This window comes from Paraburkholderia saeva (genome assembly GCF_907164555.1).
GTDB lineage: Bacteria > Pseudomonadota > Gammaproteobacteria > Burkholderiales > Burkholderiaceae > Paraburkholderia > Paraburkholderia saeva.
In genome coordinates, this window is sequence record NZ_CAJQZC010000010.1 from 280,183 (window position 1) to 295,293 (window position 15,111).

Sequence of the window (15,111 nt, forward strand, 5' to 3'; positions counted from 1 at the left end):
CACCCCGGGACCATCCCGCGTCCTGACGGCGTGCCCTGAAGGCCGCGGAACGCTCAGCGTATCTCGGGCTTGACGCGGGCCCTGCGGCTCAGCATGATGTATGTGGTCACGCACATACACACAGGCAGGCTGTGAAATCATCGCTACCAGCGGCGGGCAGGGCACGACAGCGAGACCGGCAGGCCACGGAAGAAGAACTCATTACGGCCGCGGCGGTGGCCTTCGCGGAGCGGGGTTTCGAAAAGGCCACGACGCGCGGCATCGCCGAAGCAGCGGGTTGCTCGGAAGGTCTGATCCAGCGCTATTTCAACGGCAAGGAAGGGCTTCTGCTGGCTGTATTGAAGCGCCAGGACGCACCGCGGCGCGACCAGTTCTTCGAGCGCCCGCTCTGTGCATCGCTCGCGCAGGAAGCGCGGGAGATGATCGAACACGGCATGGCCGCCGTTGCCGAGCGCGCTGAAACGATCCGCATCGTGTTCTCGCGTGTCCTGCTGGACCGGGCGTTTCAGGCCGATTTCCAGCGCATCTCCACACGTCAGGAAGTCCGCCGGAGCCTCCGGGAGCGCCTTGCGCGCTACGTCGAAGCAGGCATGATCGATCCGGCACTCGATCTCGACATGGCGACCGAACTGCTGCTGGGCTTCGTCTTCCAGCTGGCGTTCATGCATCGCGAACTTCATCAGACTCAACCTGCCGACATCGAGCGGATGGCGGATGGCTTTGCGGCGCTCTTTGCCCGCGGCGTTGCATCCGTGCCTTCAGCCAGAAAGGGCGCAAAAAAACATGAATGAACCCACGCACGGCGAACACGAAGCCGAACCTCCGCACAACGGCGCCCGCGGCGGTGAACCACGGCCGCGTCGCAGGCGGCATTGGGTGCTGATCGGCGCGGCAATCGTGTTCGCGCTCATCCTGATCCTGATCGTGGTGCGCAAGCCGAAAACCGGCAACGAGGAAGCGCAGGCGCCCCAGGCCGTCACGATCCGCACCGCAGCCGCGCACACCGGCGATCTGGGCGTGTATGTCGAGGCGCTCGGCACCGTGACGCCCGTCGCGACAGTGAACGTCTACAGCCAGGTGAACGGCACGGTCGATGCCGTTCATTACACGGAAGGCCAGATGGTCCGGCGCGGCGACCCGCTGATCGACATCGACCCGCGTGCCTACGAGGCACAACTGCAGCAGGCCGAAGGCACGTTACAGCACGACCGCGCCGTGCTCGACCAGGCCGTGATGGATCTTGCCCGCTACAAGGAAGCGGCGGACCAGCAGGCAATTGCGCGTCAGCAATACGAAGACCAGCGGCTCACCGTCGAACAGTATCGCGGCACCGTGAAGAACGACGAAGGCCAGGTTCAGTACGCGAAGGTCCAGCTGGGCTACTGCCACATTACGTCGCCGATTTCGGGGCGTATCGGGCTGCGTCTGGTCGATCCTGGCAACGTGGTGTTCTCGGGCAGCTCGACTTCGATTGCCGTCATCACGCAGCTGCAGCCCATCACCGTCGTGTTCAACGTCGCGGAAGACAACCTCGCGCAGGTTCACGATGAAATCACCCAGCGCGCGTCGCTGCCTGTCGATATTTTCGACCGCTCGCAGCAGACGAAAATCGCCAGCGGCAAGCTGCTGACGCTCGACAACCAGGTCGATACGTCGACGGGAACAGTGCGCTTTCGCGGGGAATTCGACAACGCACAGCTGACGCTCTATCCGAACCAGTTCGTCAATGCGCGACTGCTGGTGAAGACCTTGAAGAGCGTCGTGCTCGTACCGACGGCAGCGCTTCAGCATAACGGCACGCAGGCATTCGTCTACGTGCTCGCGGGCAATACCGTGAAGATGCGCCACGTCACGGAGCTCGCAACAGAGAACGATGCGTCCGCTGTCAGCGGCATCGACGCGGGCACGGTCGTTGCGGTCTCCAGCTTCGACAAACTCCAGGACGGGGCGCGGATCACGGTCCAGAACGCGGCGCCGCCGGGTTCGAAAACGTCGGCGGTGAACGGGCCGGGCAATGGCGCCGCGAGTGATGCGGGCGGCGCGAGTGGCACGAACGGCGCAGGCATGAAGGCCGGCCAGACGTCATGAATCCGTCGCGGCTTTTTATCGTCCGGCCAGTAGCGACCGCGCTCCTGATGATCGCGATTCTGGTCATCGGCCTCGCTGCGCTGCCGGGGCTGCCGGTTTCCGCGCTGCCGGAAGCCGACTATCCGACGATCCAGGTCAAGACGTTCTATCCGGGCGCGAGTCCGGACGTGATGTCGTCCGCGGTGACGGCACCGCTCGAGCGCCAGTTCGGCCAGGTCGCGGGCCTCACGCAGATGACGTCGACCAGTTCCGACGGCAGTTCGGTGATCGTGCTGCAGTTTGCGCTGGCATTGAACATCGATGTCGCCGAGCAGGAAGTGCAGGCCGCCATCAACGCGGCCACCAGCTACCTGCCAACCGATCTGCCCGCGCCACCCATCTACAGCAAATCGAATCCCGCTGACGCACCGGTCATCACGCTCGCACTGACGTCGAATGCGATGCCGCTGTCGGCCATCGAAGACCTCGTCGATACGCGGCTTGCGCCGAAGATTTCGCAGCTGAGCGGCGTCGGTCTCGTGACGATCAGCGGCGGACACAAGCCGGCTGTACGAATCCAGGCGAACCCGGTTGCGCTCGCTTCGTACGGCCTGAACCTCGAAGACCTGAGATCGGCGCTGACGACCGCCTCGGTCAACATGGCAAAGGGCACGTTCGACGGCCCCGCACAGGCATTCCAGATCAACGCGAACGACCAGCTGCTTTCGGCGAAAGGCTTTCGCGAAATCGTCGTCGCATATAAAAACGGCGCTCCGGTGATGTTGACGGATGTCGCGAAGATCACGGACGGCATCGAGAATGCGAAGCTCGCCGCCTGGAAAAACGAAACCCCCGCGATTCTCGTCAATATCCAGCGGCAACCTGGCGCGAACACGATCGCGGTCGTCAACGAAATCCAGCAGTTGCTGCCGAAGCTGAAAGCCACCCTGCCCGCGGCCGTGGAAGTTACCGTGCTGACCGACCGCACCACGACGATCCGTGCTTCGGTCAAGAACGTGCAGTTCGAACTGATGCTCACGATCGCGCTCGTCGTGATGGTGATGTTCCTGTTCCTGCGCAGCTTCGCGGCGACGATCATTCCGACGGTCGCCGTGCCGCTCTCGCTGATCGGCACGCTCGCCGTCATGCATGCGCTCGGCTACAGCATCAACAATCTCACGATGATGGCGTTCACGATCGCGACGGGCTTCGTCGTCGACGACGCCATCGTGATGATCGAGAACATCTCGCGTTTTCTCGAAGAGGGCATGAAACCGATGGACGCCGCGCTGGAAGGCGCGCGTCAGATCGGCTTCACGATCGTTTCGTTGACGATTTCGCTGATCGCGGTGCTGATTCCGCTGCTGTTCATGGGCGATGTCGTCGGTCGGCTGTTCCGTGAGTTCGCGGTCACGTTGAGTGTGACGGTGCTTATTTCAGGCATCGTTTCGCTGACGCTCACGCCGATGATGAGTTCACGTCTGCTGCGCCATACGCCAGAAGCCGAGCAGAACCGCTTTTACCGCTGGACGCAGGCGCGCTTCGACCGCGTGATCGCGGCGTACGGACGCAGCCTGCGCTGGGTGCTCGATCATTCGACGGCCACGCTGCTGGTCGTGCTCGCGACGCTGGTGCTCACGGTCTTCCAGTACATCGAGATTCCGAAGGGCTTTTTTCCGCCGCAGGATACCGGCATCATCCAGGCGATTTCGCAGGCGCCGGAGTCGATTTCCTTTGCCGCGATGTCGCGCAGGCAGCAGCAGCTGGCGAGCGAAATCCTCAAGGACCCTGCCGTGGCGAGCCTGTCGTCGTTTATCGGCCAGGACGGCATCAACACGACGCTCAATAGCGGCCGCATCCAGATCAACCTGAAGCCGATCGCCGAGCGCGGCCTGACGGCGAGTGAAGTGATCGACCGTCTGCGCGATCGCCTGCGCGACGTGCCCGGCGTGCAGCTTTATCTTCAGCCGGTGCAGGACCTGACCGTCGACGACCGCGTGAGCCGCACGCAATATCAGTACACGCTCGAAGACCCCGATACGCAGGAGCTGAACCTGTGGACCGACAGGCTCGTCACAAAGCTGCGGACGTTGCCGGAACTCGTCGACGTCACGACCGACCAGCAGAACAATGGCATCAGCACCGATCTGACGATCGACCGGCCGACCGCTTCGCGTCTGAACATCACGCCGGACCAGATCGACTCCACGCTGTATGACGCGTTCGGCCAGCGTCAGGTGAGCACGCTCTATACGCAGTCGAACCAGTATCACGTGATCCTCGAAGCGCTGCCGGAGTTCCAGCGCAATCCGGCGCAGTTGAACCGCATCTACATTCAGGGCAGCACGAATTCCGGCACGACGGCTGCGGCGCAGAGCACGTCGGGCCGTACCTCGCTGAGTTCGAGCGGCACGCTGTCGAATCTCGTCGTGTCGTCCGGCCAGAGCCTCGCGGCAACCACACCCACGACCGTGCTTGCGTCCCGCGCGTCCGGCGGTTCAGGGTCCGGCTCAGGTTCGGGTGAGGGTTCGTCATCGTCCGGGTCGAATACGGGATCGAACGGGGCGGGGAATGCGGGCAGCACGTCGGGTAACGCGACAACGCAATCGGCGCCGGTGCCGCTCAGCGCAATCAGCCGCTTCACGACGCGCTCCGCGCCTTTGACGATCACGCATCAGGGGCAGTTTCCGGTGGTCACGATCTCGTTCAACGTAGCGCCGGGCGCGTCGCTCGGGCAGGCGGTCACCGCCATCCAGCGCGCCCAGGCCGATCTGCAGATGCCCGCAAGCGTGCAGCCGGATTTCCAGGGCACGGCGGCCGCGTATGAAGATATTGGCTCGAACGAAGCGCTACTGATTCTCGCGGCCCTCGTCGCCGTCTATATCGTGCTGGGCATCCTGTACGAGAGTTTCATTCACCCGGTCACGATTCTTTCGACGCTGCCTTCCGCCGGCGTCGGGGCGCTGCTGGCGCTCAGGCTCTTCCACGAAGACCTCGGCATCATCGCGGTAATCGGCATCATCCTGCTGATCGGTATCGTCAAGAAAAACGGCATCATGCTCGTCGATTTCGCGCTGGAGGCAGAGCGCACGCGCGGGCTGAGCCCGGTCGAAGCCGTGTTCGAGGCGGCGCAGCTTCGTCTGCGGCCGATCCTGATGACGACACTTTGCGCGCTGTTCGCCGGCCTGCCGCTTGCATTCGGTACGGGTATCGGTGCGGAACTGCGCCGGCCGCTCGGCATTTCGATGGTAGGCGGCCTGCTACTGAGCCAGGTGCTGACGCTGTATACGACGCCTGTCGTCTACGTTTTCTTCGACGGACTCGCGAAGCGTTTCCGTCCACGCGGTGCCGGGCCGCGCGGTCCACGGACGGCTGAAGAAACATGATCAACATCGCGTCACCGTTCATCAGGCGGCCCGTCGCGACGACGCTGATGGCGATGGCGATCGTGATCGCCGGCGCGATCGCGTTCAAACAGTTGCCGGTCGCCTCGCTGCCGCAGGTGGATTTCGCGACGATCACCGTCGCCGCAACGTTGCCGGGGGCGAATCCGGAAGTGATGGCGTCGTCCATCGCGACGCCGCTCGAACGCCAGTTCGGTCACATCGCCGGTGTCACGCAGATGACGTCGTCCAGCACGCTCGGCGTGACTTCCGTCACGCTGCAGTTCGATCTGAGCCGCGACGTCGACGGTGCTGCACGGGACGTGGAAGCCGCCATCAACGCTGCACGCACCGATCTGCCCGCGAACCTGCCTTCGAATCCGACTTACCGGAAAATCAACTCTGCGATCGCGCCGATGATGGTGCTGAGCCTGAGCTCGGATTCCGCCGACCGTGGCAGGCTGTACGACCTCGCGTCCTCGGTGATTTCGCAGAAAATCGCGCAACTGCAGGGCGTCGGACAGGTTCAGGTGGTGGGCAGCTCGTTGCCCGCCGTGCGCGTCGATCTGAATCCGACGCAGCTCAACAGCTATGGCATCGGCGCGCAGAACGTCGCGAAGGCGCTGTCGGTGCAGAATTCGAACCGCCCGAAAGGCGGCTTCAGCGATGAGATGACGACGTCGGTCATTACCGCCAACGACCAGATTTCCCGGGCGCAGGATTACGCGCCGCTAGTGGTGGGTTCGAGCAACGGCAAGGTCGTGCGCCTGCGCGACGTCGCGCATGTCTACGATTCCGTGCAGACGCTGCGCTCGGCGGGCTACGTCAACGGCAAGCCGTCGGTCATCATGCTCGTCTTCAGGCTGCCGAACGCGAACGTGATCGATACGGTGGATCGCATCAAGCAGGCCTTGCCGGCGATCCGCGCGTCGGTCCCCGCAAGCGATCACCTGCAACTCACGCTCGATACGACCACGACGATCCGTTCATCCGTCAACGACGTCGAACGCACACTCATGCTGTCGATCGTTCTCGTGATTGGCGTCGTGTTCGTGTTTTTACGCAGCCCGAATGCGACGCTGATTCCGGGCGTTGCTGTGGCGATTTCGTTGATCGGCACGTTCGCCGTGATGTATCTGCTGGGCTTTACGCTCGATAACCTGTCGTTGATGGCGCTCACCGTCTCGACCGGTTTCGTGGTCGACGACGCGATCGTGGTGATGGAGAACATCACGCGTCTTATCGAGCGCGGCGTGCCGACCATGCGTGCCGCGTTCCAGGGCACTCAGGAAGTCGCGTTCACGGTGATCGCGATGAGTCTTTCGCTGATCGCGGTCTTTGTGCCGATCCTGTTCATGGGCGGCGTGCCGGGGCGTCTCTTTCACGAATTCGCGTTCACCCTGGCGACTTCCGTTGCGATTTCGATGGTGATCTCGCTGACCGTGACGCCCACGATGTGCGCATACCTGCTCAAGCCCGCGAACGACACGGAGCATGGCAGGCTCTACCGCTGGAGCGAACGCGGCTTCGACTACATTCTGGCCGCGTACCGGACCACGCTCGGCTGGGCGATCCACCATCCGCGCACGGTGATTTTCAGCCTCGTGCTGACGCTGGTGCTTAACGTCGTGCTGGCGGGTATCGTACAGAAAGGGCTTTTCCCGCAGCAGGATACGGGCACGATATTCGGCGGTTTCCAGGGTGCGCAGGACGCTTCGTTCCAGGCGATGAACCGCTCGCTGATGAGTATCCAGAACGTCATCCGTCAAGACCCTGCGGTTGAGAACGCGGCCGGATTTGCGGGCGGGCAGGGCGGCCCCGGCGGCGGCGCAAGCAACGCCGGGTTCGTGTTCGTCACGCTCAAGCCGCGCAATGAACGCGATGCGACCGCGACGGAAGTGCTCGACCGCCTGCGTCCGAAGCTCGACGCCATTGCGGGCGCGTCGACGTTTCTGCAGGCCGCGCAGGATATCGGGGTGGGTGGGCGGCAGAGCAACGCGCAGTATCAATACCAGTTATCCGCCGATACTGTCGATGCGTTGAGCCAGTGGGCGCCCGTGCTGTATCACGCGATGCAGAAAATGCCGCAGATCAAGGACGTCACGACGGACCAGCAGAACAATGGCCTGCAGGCACTGATCCATTACGACCGGACGACGGCCGCACGATTCGGTATTACGCCAAAACTGATCGACAACGCGCTTTACTATGAATTCGGCGAGTCGCAGGTCTCGACCATCTACACGTCTCTCAACCAGTATTACGTCGTGATGCAGGCGAACCCCGCGCTGCTGCAGTCGCCGTCCACGTTGCAATCGACGTACGTTCACGCGACAGGGAAGGGTGCAGTGCCGCTCGGGGCGTTCTCCAGCATGCGGGTGTCGACTTCGCCGCTCGCAGTCAATCATTCATCGTTTTTTCCTTCGGTCACGATTGCGTTCAATCTCGCGCCGAACGTGTCGCTCGGCGAGGCCACCGCACTCATCACGCAGATGCAGCGACGCCTCGGCACGCCCGCGAACATCACGGCCCAGTTCGCCGGCACCGCGCAGGCGTTCCAGAGTTCGCTTGCGAGTGAACCGTTTCTGATTCTCGGCGCGTTGCTCGCGATCTATATCGTGCTTGGCGTGCTGTACGAAAGCCTGATTCATCCGGTCACGATTCTCACGACGCTGCCGTCCGCCAGCGTGGGCGCGATGATCGCGCTGATCCTGTTTCACAGCGAACTGGACGTGATTTCGCTGATCGGCATTTTTCTGCTGATCGGCATCGTCAAGAAGAACGCGATTCTGATGATCGATTTCGCGTTGCAGGCCGAACGTGTCGAAGGCAAGAGCACCGAAGACGCCATTTTCGAAGCCTGCATGCTGCGTTTCAGACCTATTCTGATGACAACGGTTGCGGCGGCGCTAGGCGCACTGCCGCTCGCAATCGGTCATGGCACAGGTTCGGAATTGAGACGACCGCTGGGTATCGCGATTGTCGGCGGGCTGATTTTCAGCCAGATACTCACGCTCTATACGACGCCTGTGATCTACCTGTATTTCGACCGCATGCGTCAGCGTTTCAACCGACGCCGCCAAGCCCGCGCGGGCCGCAATTCGCCTGCGCAAACCTGATCTGATCTGCCGGAAAAGCCATGCAGAAGTTCGCTCGAATTGTCACTCCATCACGGCGCGCCCTGGCGTGCGCCGGGCTTTTCGCCGCGCTGGCGATGGAAACGGGATGCACAGTTGGACCGGCGTACGTCCGTCCCTCAGTCGCGACGCCTGCGTCGTTCAAGGAAGCGGGCCCCGCAGGCGTCGCCCAGGTTTCGCCGGACGGCACGACCTGGACGCCGGCGAATCCGCAGGATGCGGCACAACGCGGCGCGTGGTGGAAGATCTATCAGGAACCGGAACTGGACGAACTGGAGGATCGCCTGAACCTGTCGAACCAGAATATCGCGCAGGCGTACCAGAATTTCATGGCGGCGCGCGCGCAGGTGAATCAGGCGCGCGCCAGCTACGCGCCGACGGCCACACTGCAGCCGGCGTATACGCGTTCCGGTTCATCGTTTACCTCGCCAGGCATACCAGCCAGCGGCATGCGTTTCACGAGCAATGATTTCAACTTTCCGCTGGCGATAACCTGGGAGCCAGACCTGTGGGGGCGCATCGGAAACACGGTGCGCGAATTCGCGAATGCGGCGCAGGTGAGCGCGGCCGATCTGGCCAACAAGCGGCTGAGCGAGCAGGCCAACCTCGCCCAGTACTATTTCGAACTGCGCGGGCAGGACGAACTCATCGCGCTGAACGAGCAGACGATCGAGGCGTATCGCACGAGTCTGGCCTTGACCGAAGTGCGCGGGCGCACGGGCATCGACAGCGGACAGTCGGTGGCTCAGGCGCAACTGAATCTGAAAACGGCGGAGGCTTCGGCGACGAATCTGCGGCTCGCCCGTGCACAGTATGAGCATGCGATTGCGTTACTGATCGGCGAGCCGGCTTCGACGTTCTCGCTGCCCGCGCGACCGCTCACGACTGCGGCGCCGACGATTCCGGCAGGCATCCCGTCGACGCTGCTCCAGCGCCGACCCGACATCGCCGCGGCGGAGCGCTCGATGTCGCAGGCGAACGCGTTGATCGGCGTCGAGACAGCGGCGTTTTATCCGACGGTGAGCTTTTCACTGTCGGCGGGTTTCCAGAGCTCGCTGCTGCAGAACTGGTTTACGTGGCCCGCGCGGTTTTTCTCGCTCGGGCCGACGGTTTCGCAGACGCTCTTCGACGGTGGTCTGCGTACGGCGACGGTCGCGCAATACAGGGCGCAGTACGAGGGGACCGTGGCGGCTTACCGCCAGACGGTGCTGGCGGCGTTCCAGCAGACCGAGGATTACCTCGCGGCGCAGCGCATTCTGGCCACGCAACTGGAACAGCAGAAGGCTGTGGTGGCTGCTGCCCAGCGTTATTACGATCTCGCGGCGACGCGGTATCGTACGGGTGTGGATACGTACCTGAACGTGTTCGTTGCGCAGACGGCACTGCTTTCCGATCAGCAGACGATGATCACGTTGCGCGTGCAGCAGATGACAAACAGCGCGCAGTTGATCGAGGCGCTGGGCGGCGGGTGGGATGTATCGCAGCTTCCGGCGGAGAAGGATGTTACTTCGGCGGAACGGATGTAGGGATTCGATGAGAAGCAGAATAAAGAGACTATCGACTCTCGCGGTGTCGACGCGCGCTTAGAACCGCAACCCGACGCCGGCCTGAATCACATCGGTATCGCGGTCGTATCGCGTGACGATGCGGTTCCACGTCACCCGCGTCAACCAGTGCTGGCTTAAGCGGTAACTCGCCGATACCGAGGCAAGCCAGGAGATGCGCCCGTCTCCGGTCCGGTTTTCCGGAAGGTCGTCGTTTTGCGTGATGGAGACGTACGGACCGATGCCGGCGCCCAATGTGAGACGGTCATCGAAAAAGGCGCGGGTGGCCCAGATCTGCGCGGCGGCGCCATCCCGGCGCGATTGGTCGTGGCCGCCTTCATGAATCCAGGAAGCGGTGACATCGACGTACCGCCATACGCCACGCCTGTATTCAACGCTCTCGGCGAGCGCAGACTCCGAGTCGTTGCTGTTCAGGATCGTTGCGCCGAGCATCAACGTAACTTCGTTGTTCGTGACGTTCGACGTGCGTGGGATGGGCCACGGTCGCGGGCCGGGTTCGTTGTTCGCTTGCAGCGCATACCCCACACCGAACATAAGCGCCGTCGTATCGCGGCCGCCGAACACCTGCGCGTGGTTGACCTGCATCTGGGCAATCCAGCGGCGGTCGAAGTACCAGGCCGCGCGCGCGCTCCAGATGATGCCCCAACCGTGCGTGTTCGAATATTCTGCGCCAGCGTCAGCCGCCGTCGTGTCGAAGTAGTAGTACGGCCCGGCACCAGCCGACAGCTCGAACCGGTCTTCCACGAGGGGCAGGCGTCCCCAGACCTGCGCGACCGGGCCATCCCGATGATGGTTGGGTATGTGGCCTTCATTCAGCCATGAAAAACTCCACGCCGCGTAGCGCCCGAGACCCTCGCGATAACCGGCTTCCCATGAATAGGAGTTCGCGCTGTCGCTGACAAGCGGGCCGGCAAGGAAGGAGAACTCCTGTGCGCACGCGGCCGTCGAAAAAAAGAGGCACGTACCGACGAGCAGCGGTACCGACAGGGAGGCGCATTTCGAAAGATTCTTGTTCACGCGTGGTATCAGTTCTTCGAGTTAACGTCTTTTGCGATTCGTCGCCCACGGTATCCAAGATTAAATGAAAGCGCGTCCTCGCGTCGACCCTTTCTTTTATACTGCATCGGCAGCCAAACCATCCCGAACGCGTACGCCGTGCTTCCCGCCGCAACAGGTGCCCGCGGCCGGACATTTCGCTTACCAATAAAGCCTGCATCTCATCATATGTTTGAAGGGATCTAGAAATGCTTTTCACGTGTATGTCATCGTAGAGTCTTAGCCTCCCTGTCGACAAGGAAAGTTCAATTCTGGAGCGGTAACAATGAAAAAGATGCGCCGGGGTCGGCTGCGCCGCTCGGCAGCGTTGCACTTTCTGGATGTGGTGGCACGCGCAAACGCAGACATCGACAACGACTGACGGCATTCAATCTGAAGCGGCCGCCTGTCTGGCGGCCGCGTTTTCAGGTGCGCGCCCGTTGCCGTGAGCGGGAAACGTCCGTTCAGAATCCACGCCGGACCGAGAGATTCGCGCCCATCGTGTGAGAGTGGTTAAGGCTGACACGTGCTGTCGCTGAAAAATTCCATTGATCGAGGATAAGCGTCAGTCTTCGCTGCGGATGCGCCACATTCGCGGAACCATATTCCGGCAACTGGACAATCTGGATCAATGGTCCGGCTGAATGCACTACGTCGAGATAATTCATCACGCGCTGCTGGGAAGGGCGGTCAGGATCAGACGATGCGGCCGTGTGATCATATCGATGATCGTAAGGGATCGGCGCAAGGTAGTACTGGTCAATCTGGGCGCGGAACGGATTATCTTGCGTCGACGAGTATTCCATTTCGTACCGGTGAATGTACGACTGTGGATCCGGGATGGCCGAAAGCACCTCCATATGGGGAGACGCGATATTTGCAACCGTTTCTACACCCCATGATTCGCCGACAGGACCATCCGCAAATGCGGATGCGCCTGGCACGAGAATCAACGCACCGATGACGCCTTCCCACACGCACAGGCACGTCATGAACATGCCTCCAATAATTGAACGCAAACGTCACATTACTGGCTGCCCTCGTCAATTGGGCTGTTCCTGCAGGCTCGATCACATGAATTCATTGTAGTACGCCGGGCGCGCCTGGCTACCTCGATCTTGCGGTCTTCAGAACGTTTCAATGGTGAACGCCGGTTCACGCTCTATGGTCTCGCGGACGGATAGCAGGACAGGATCGCAGCGGATGTCGAGCACTGCGAAGCAAGGCGGTGTTTCGCCTTCAGTGACCCGGCGGTGGAACCGCGCCGAGCTGCACCATCAAGCCGAGGGTATCCATGATGATGCAGCTCTCCTTGATTCTGCCCGCCTGAAAGCGGTCGATGACCATACCCCAGACACGCACCGGACGCCCCGTGGCGGGTACGCCGAGAAACTCGCCATGATGCGTGCCCGTCCATTCGAAGCGGGTCAGCACGCGGTCTGCGTCAGCAAGTTGCTCCTCAATGCGCCAGTGCATATCCGGGAACGCGGCACGCATGCCCCGCAGAACATCCTTGAGGCCTTCGAGACCGGGGCCCTGACCGGGAAACGGAACCCGTTCGACCATGTCTTCCCAGAAGAACCTGCCGGTTTCCTCAATGCGCCCCTGGTTCAGGACTTCCTCAGTGAATCCACGAACGATATGACTGATCTCCTGCATGGGATGGCCTCCGGTCAGCGGGTTGTACGCACATGCCGCCGGTCATGAATGGCCGGGCAGCAAAACATGGTGCGCTAGTACGGAGGATTCACGACGACGTATTGCGAGCCCTGGGGCTGGTACCAGGTGCTCCCGCATTGCTGGTAGACCATTCCGCCGTAGTTGACCGGGACACAGTTTGCCGGCACGGATCTCGTCATCGAGCCGATGACGGCAGACGTTACTGCAACCGTCGCGCCCACTGCGGCCGCAGTCGCGACAGGATGGTAATCGTTATCCCAACCGCCGTGTCCTTCGACATTCACGTTCACATTCCTTTGGGCGTTCACGTTGTTGACACTGGTGCTTCGGACGTTGTTCGTGCGTACGTCGGCCCTGCTGTTGTTCACCTGGGTGTTCCTCGCGCCGTTGTGGCTGGCCGCCTGCGCCCGGGCGCCTCCACCGCCGCCGCCGCCGCCCGCCGCGTGCTGGCGAGCGCCACCGCCACCGCCCCCTGCACGACCTTGCGCGCCCGCTTCGGGCACTAGCGCGAAGCTGGCCAGGATGAACACAGCCAGTGGCGTCAAAAGCAATCTTCCGAATGCGTTTTTCATGCTGGGTCTCCCTTACTTGGCCTTCACCGGCACGATCTCGATCTTCGTAGAACCTTTGGGCGGTGCAAACGTGAAAACCGAATCAGGCATGGCCGGTTTCAAATCCCATTGCAGCAGGGAGACCGATTGTGGACGGGCGTCATCGCTCCGGTTGGTGATGACGATCTTGCGCGGCAGCGGCTTGTCGCCCGCAGAGATCCAGATCTGCCAGTCGATATCGCCCTGACGGAAAGCGTAATGATCACAAAGATCGTTTCCGATAAAGTCCTGGCCGGCATTCATCGCGGACTCGATCTTGTCGAGGGGCGCAGCATCGGTGCCCCACAGAAAGAGATCCGCCAGCGGCAGTTCCAGCCCGTACTTCGCGCGCAAACTCTCGATCAGGCTGGCGATCGTGCCGGTATATTCGACCGATGAGTAATATTTCTGCGCCGGCTGATAGAGGGTAACGGTCTTGCCGTTGTAGAAGAGTTCGCGCGTGGAGCGTGGACTGCGCATCAAGACCTGCAGTTTGTCTGGGCGAGCGACGTTCATCTCTGCCATTGCGGTGTGCTGGAGTTTCTGGCCGTCGGTCAGCACCCGCTCGGCGCTCAGTTCGTTCGAAACGCGAAAGCGCTTCAATGTCTGCAAATAGGTGCCCATGGTCTTGAGCGCCTGTATCGATCCCTGATCGACAGCGCTCGCCGCAGGCTGTGCCGTATTCGCCGGCTGGGTCTGTGCGTAACCAGACGGTGCAGCGATCGATATGGCGAGCAGGCCAAGAACAAGAATCTTCCGGGGCATGTCTGGCTCCTGTTATTAAGCACTATTGCAGCGATGCGGACGGCTCGGCGCCGGCTTGACATCGCCGTGGTTGTGGCCGCCTCTTCGTTATAGACCATCCAGACATTGGCGTTACGCCTCACGCTCAGCTAATTTGCAAGCACGCCGGATAGTCCGTCGAGCCGGTCCGTGCCTGCACATGACTGGCACAGGTGCGGCCGCGGGCGCTGCCAGAATCTCGATCGGCCCCGTCATTTTCGTGTGCGCCGGTTCATCCGTGAACAGCGGCGTGTTCATCCACGAGTCGCGCGAAGCAGCCAGTAGCGCGGTTAATGAATGCTTCCAATACATCGAAACTCCGAATGCGCGCCGGCAGGGGCGAGTGCGCCCGTCGCGGTACGGCTGACAGCGGAACCCTGCCAGGACGGTATCCGTCGGGCTGCCCTGGATTCGTCGCATCCGCTGGCGGAATCATCGGCCCATGCGACGGTCGTAGCGGCCCGAGATGCGTTGAAGCAATGTTGGATCGCGTGCATCGCTCGAGTCGAACCGCACCTGTACGCTGCCGTCGGACTGCTGACGCACGGTGGCCGTCACGGTGGTGCTATTGAGTTTGCCAACGACGGTGCCGCTCCCCGGGTCCTGGACGGTAATGGCCAGCCCTTCATCGCTCATGGCGCCCGCCGCGGCGGAGTACGAGCGGTCGAAGCTGGCTGGCGTCATCACCACGGTGGGAGCAGGGTAGTACGTGCATGCGGATAGCGCGACGAAGGCGCTGCAGGCAGCGGCAAGCAGAATCCGCATCACGGTGACTCCTTCACCCATCCGGGGCCGGGATCGAACGACTTCATCGCCGCCGCCTTCTTTGCCCCGTCGGGGCCAAGGTCGTTCGAATAGACCTGTCCCGCAT

General features: G+C 62.0%; 12 protein-coding genes. 5 read left to right on the plus strand and 7 right to left on the minus strand.

Features of this window, described 5'->3' with window-relative positions:
- The first annotated feature begins 131 nt into the window (after nt 1-131).
- The 5 genes from LPA36_RS23995 to LPA36_RS24015 are packed head-to-tail and all read left to right on the plus strand — an operon-like array spanning nt 132 to nt 10,113.
- Nucleotides 132-791, plus strand: coding sequence for a TetR/AcrR family transcriptional regulator (locus LPA36_RS23995; protein ID WP_228882334.1), 660 nt, complete (start codon nt 132-134; stop codon nt 789-791).
- Entirely contained in the window at nt 784-2,088 is a 1,305-nt protein-coding gene (locus tag LPA36_RS24000) for an efflux RND transporter periplasmic adaptor subunit (protein WP_228882336.1), read from the plus strand. Before LPA36_RS23995 ends, LPA36_RS24000 begins: the two co-directional genes overlap by 8 nt.
- Nucleotides 2,085-5,453 carry an efflux RND transporter permease subunit gene (locus LPA36_RS24005; protein ID WP_228882337.1) on the plus strand — a complete coding sequence of 1,123 codons (3,369 nt, stop codon included), beginning with the start codon at nt 2,085-2,087 and terminating at the stop codon, nt 5,451-5,453. Before LPA36_RS24000 ends, LPA36_RS24005 begins: the two co-directional genes overlap by 4 nt.
- The gene (locus tag LPA36_RS24010) at nt 5,453-8,569 is read left to right on the plus strand and encodes an efflux RND transporter permease subunit (protein ID WP_228882381.1); all 3,117 of its coding nucleotides are present in this window, start codon (nt 5,453-5,455) and stop codon (nt 8,567-8,569) included. The genes LPA36_RS24005 and LPA36_RS24010 overlap by 1 nt, the downstream gene beginning before the upstream one ends.
- A gap of 20 nt (nt 8,570-8,589) precedes the next feature.
- Nucleotides 8,590-10,113: an efflux transporter outer membrane subunit gene (locus tag LPA36_RS24015; protein ID WP_228882339.1), complete on the plus strand. Its 1,524-nt coding sequence runs from the start codon at nt 8,590-8,592 to the stop codon at nt 10,111-10,113.
- A 57-nt stretch (nt 10,114-10,170) separates the two neighbouring features.
- Here LPA36_RS24015 and LPA36_RS24020 read toward each other — a convergent pair whose 3' ends face one another.
- From LPA36_RS24020 to LPA36_RS24050, 7 genes are all read right to left on the minus strand, one after another.
- A complete protein-coding gene (locus tag LPA36_RS24020) occupies nt 10,171-11,139 on the minus strand; it encodes a porin family protein (RefSeq protein WP_228882383.1) in 969 nt (322 codons plus the stop codon).
- 512 nt (nt 11,140-11,651) lie between these two features.
- On the minus strand, nt 11,652-12,179 hold the full coding sequence (locus LPA36_RS24025; protein ID WP_228882346.1) for a hypothetical protein: 528 nt from the start codon (nt 12,177-12,179) through the stop codon (nt 11,652-11,654).
- 247 nt (nt 12,180-12,426) lie between these two features.
- The gene (locus LPA36_RS24030; RefSeq protein WP_228882347.1) at nt 12,427-12,846 is read right to left on the minus strand and encodes an ester cyclase; all 420 of its coding nucleotides are present in this window, start codon (nt 12,844-12,846) and stop codon (nt 12,427-12,429) included.
- Nucleotides 12,847-12,920: 74 nt separating this feature from the next.
- Nucleotides 12,921-13,439, minus strand: coding sequence for a hypothetical protein (locus LPA36_RS24035; RefSeq protein ID WP_228882349.1), 519 nt, complete (start codon nt 13,437-13,439; stop codon nt 12,921-12,923).
- 12 nt (nt 13,440-13,451) lie between these two features.
- Nucleotides 13,452-14,222 carry a DUF2092 domain-containing protein gene (locus LPA36_RS24040; protein ID WP_228882351.1) on the minus strand — a complete coding sequence of 257 codons (771 nt, stop codon included), beginning with the start codon at nt 14,220-14,222 and terminating at the stop codon, nt 13,452-13,454.
- A gap of 450 nt (nt 14,223-14,672) precedes the next feature.
- Nucleotides 14,673-15,005, minus strand: a complete 333-nt coding sequence (locus tag LPA36_RS24045; RefSeq protein ID WP_228882354.1) for a hypothetical protein — start codon at nt 15,003-15,005, stop codon at nt 14,673-14,675.
- Nucleotides 15,005-15,111: DUF2950 family protein (locus LPA36_RS24050; protein WP_228882385.1), on the minus strand; the 107-nt coding region annotated here is incomplete at its 5' end. The genes LPA36_RS24050 and LPA36_RS24045, both read right to left, overlap by 1 nt.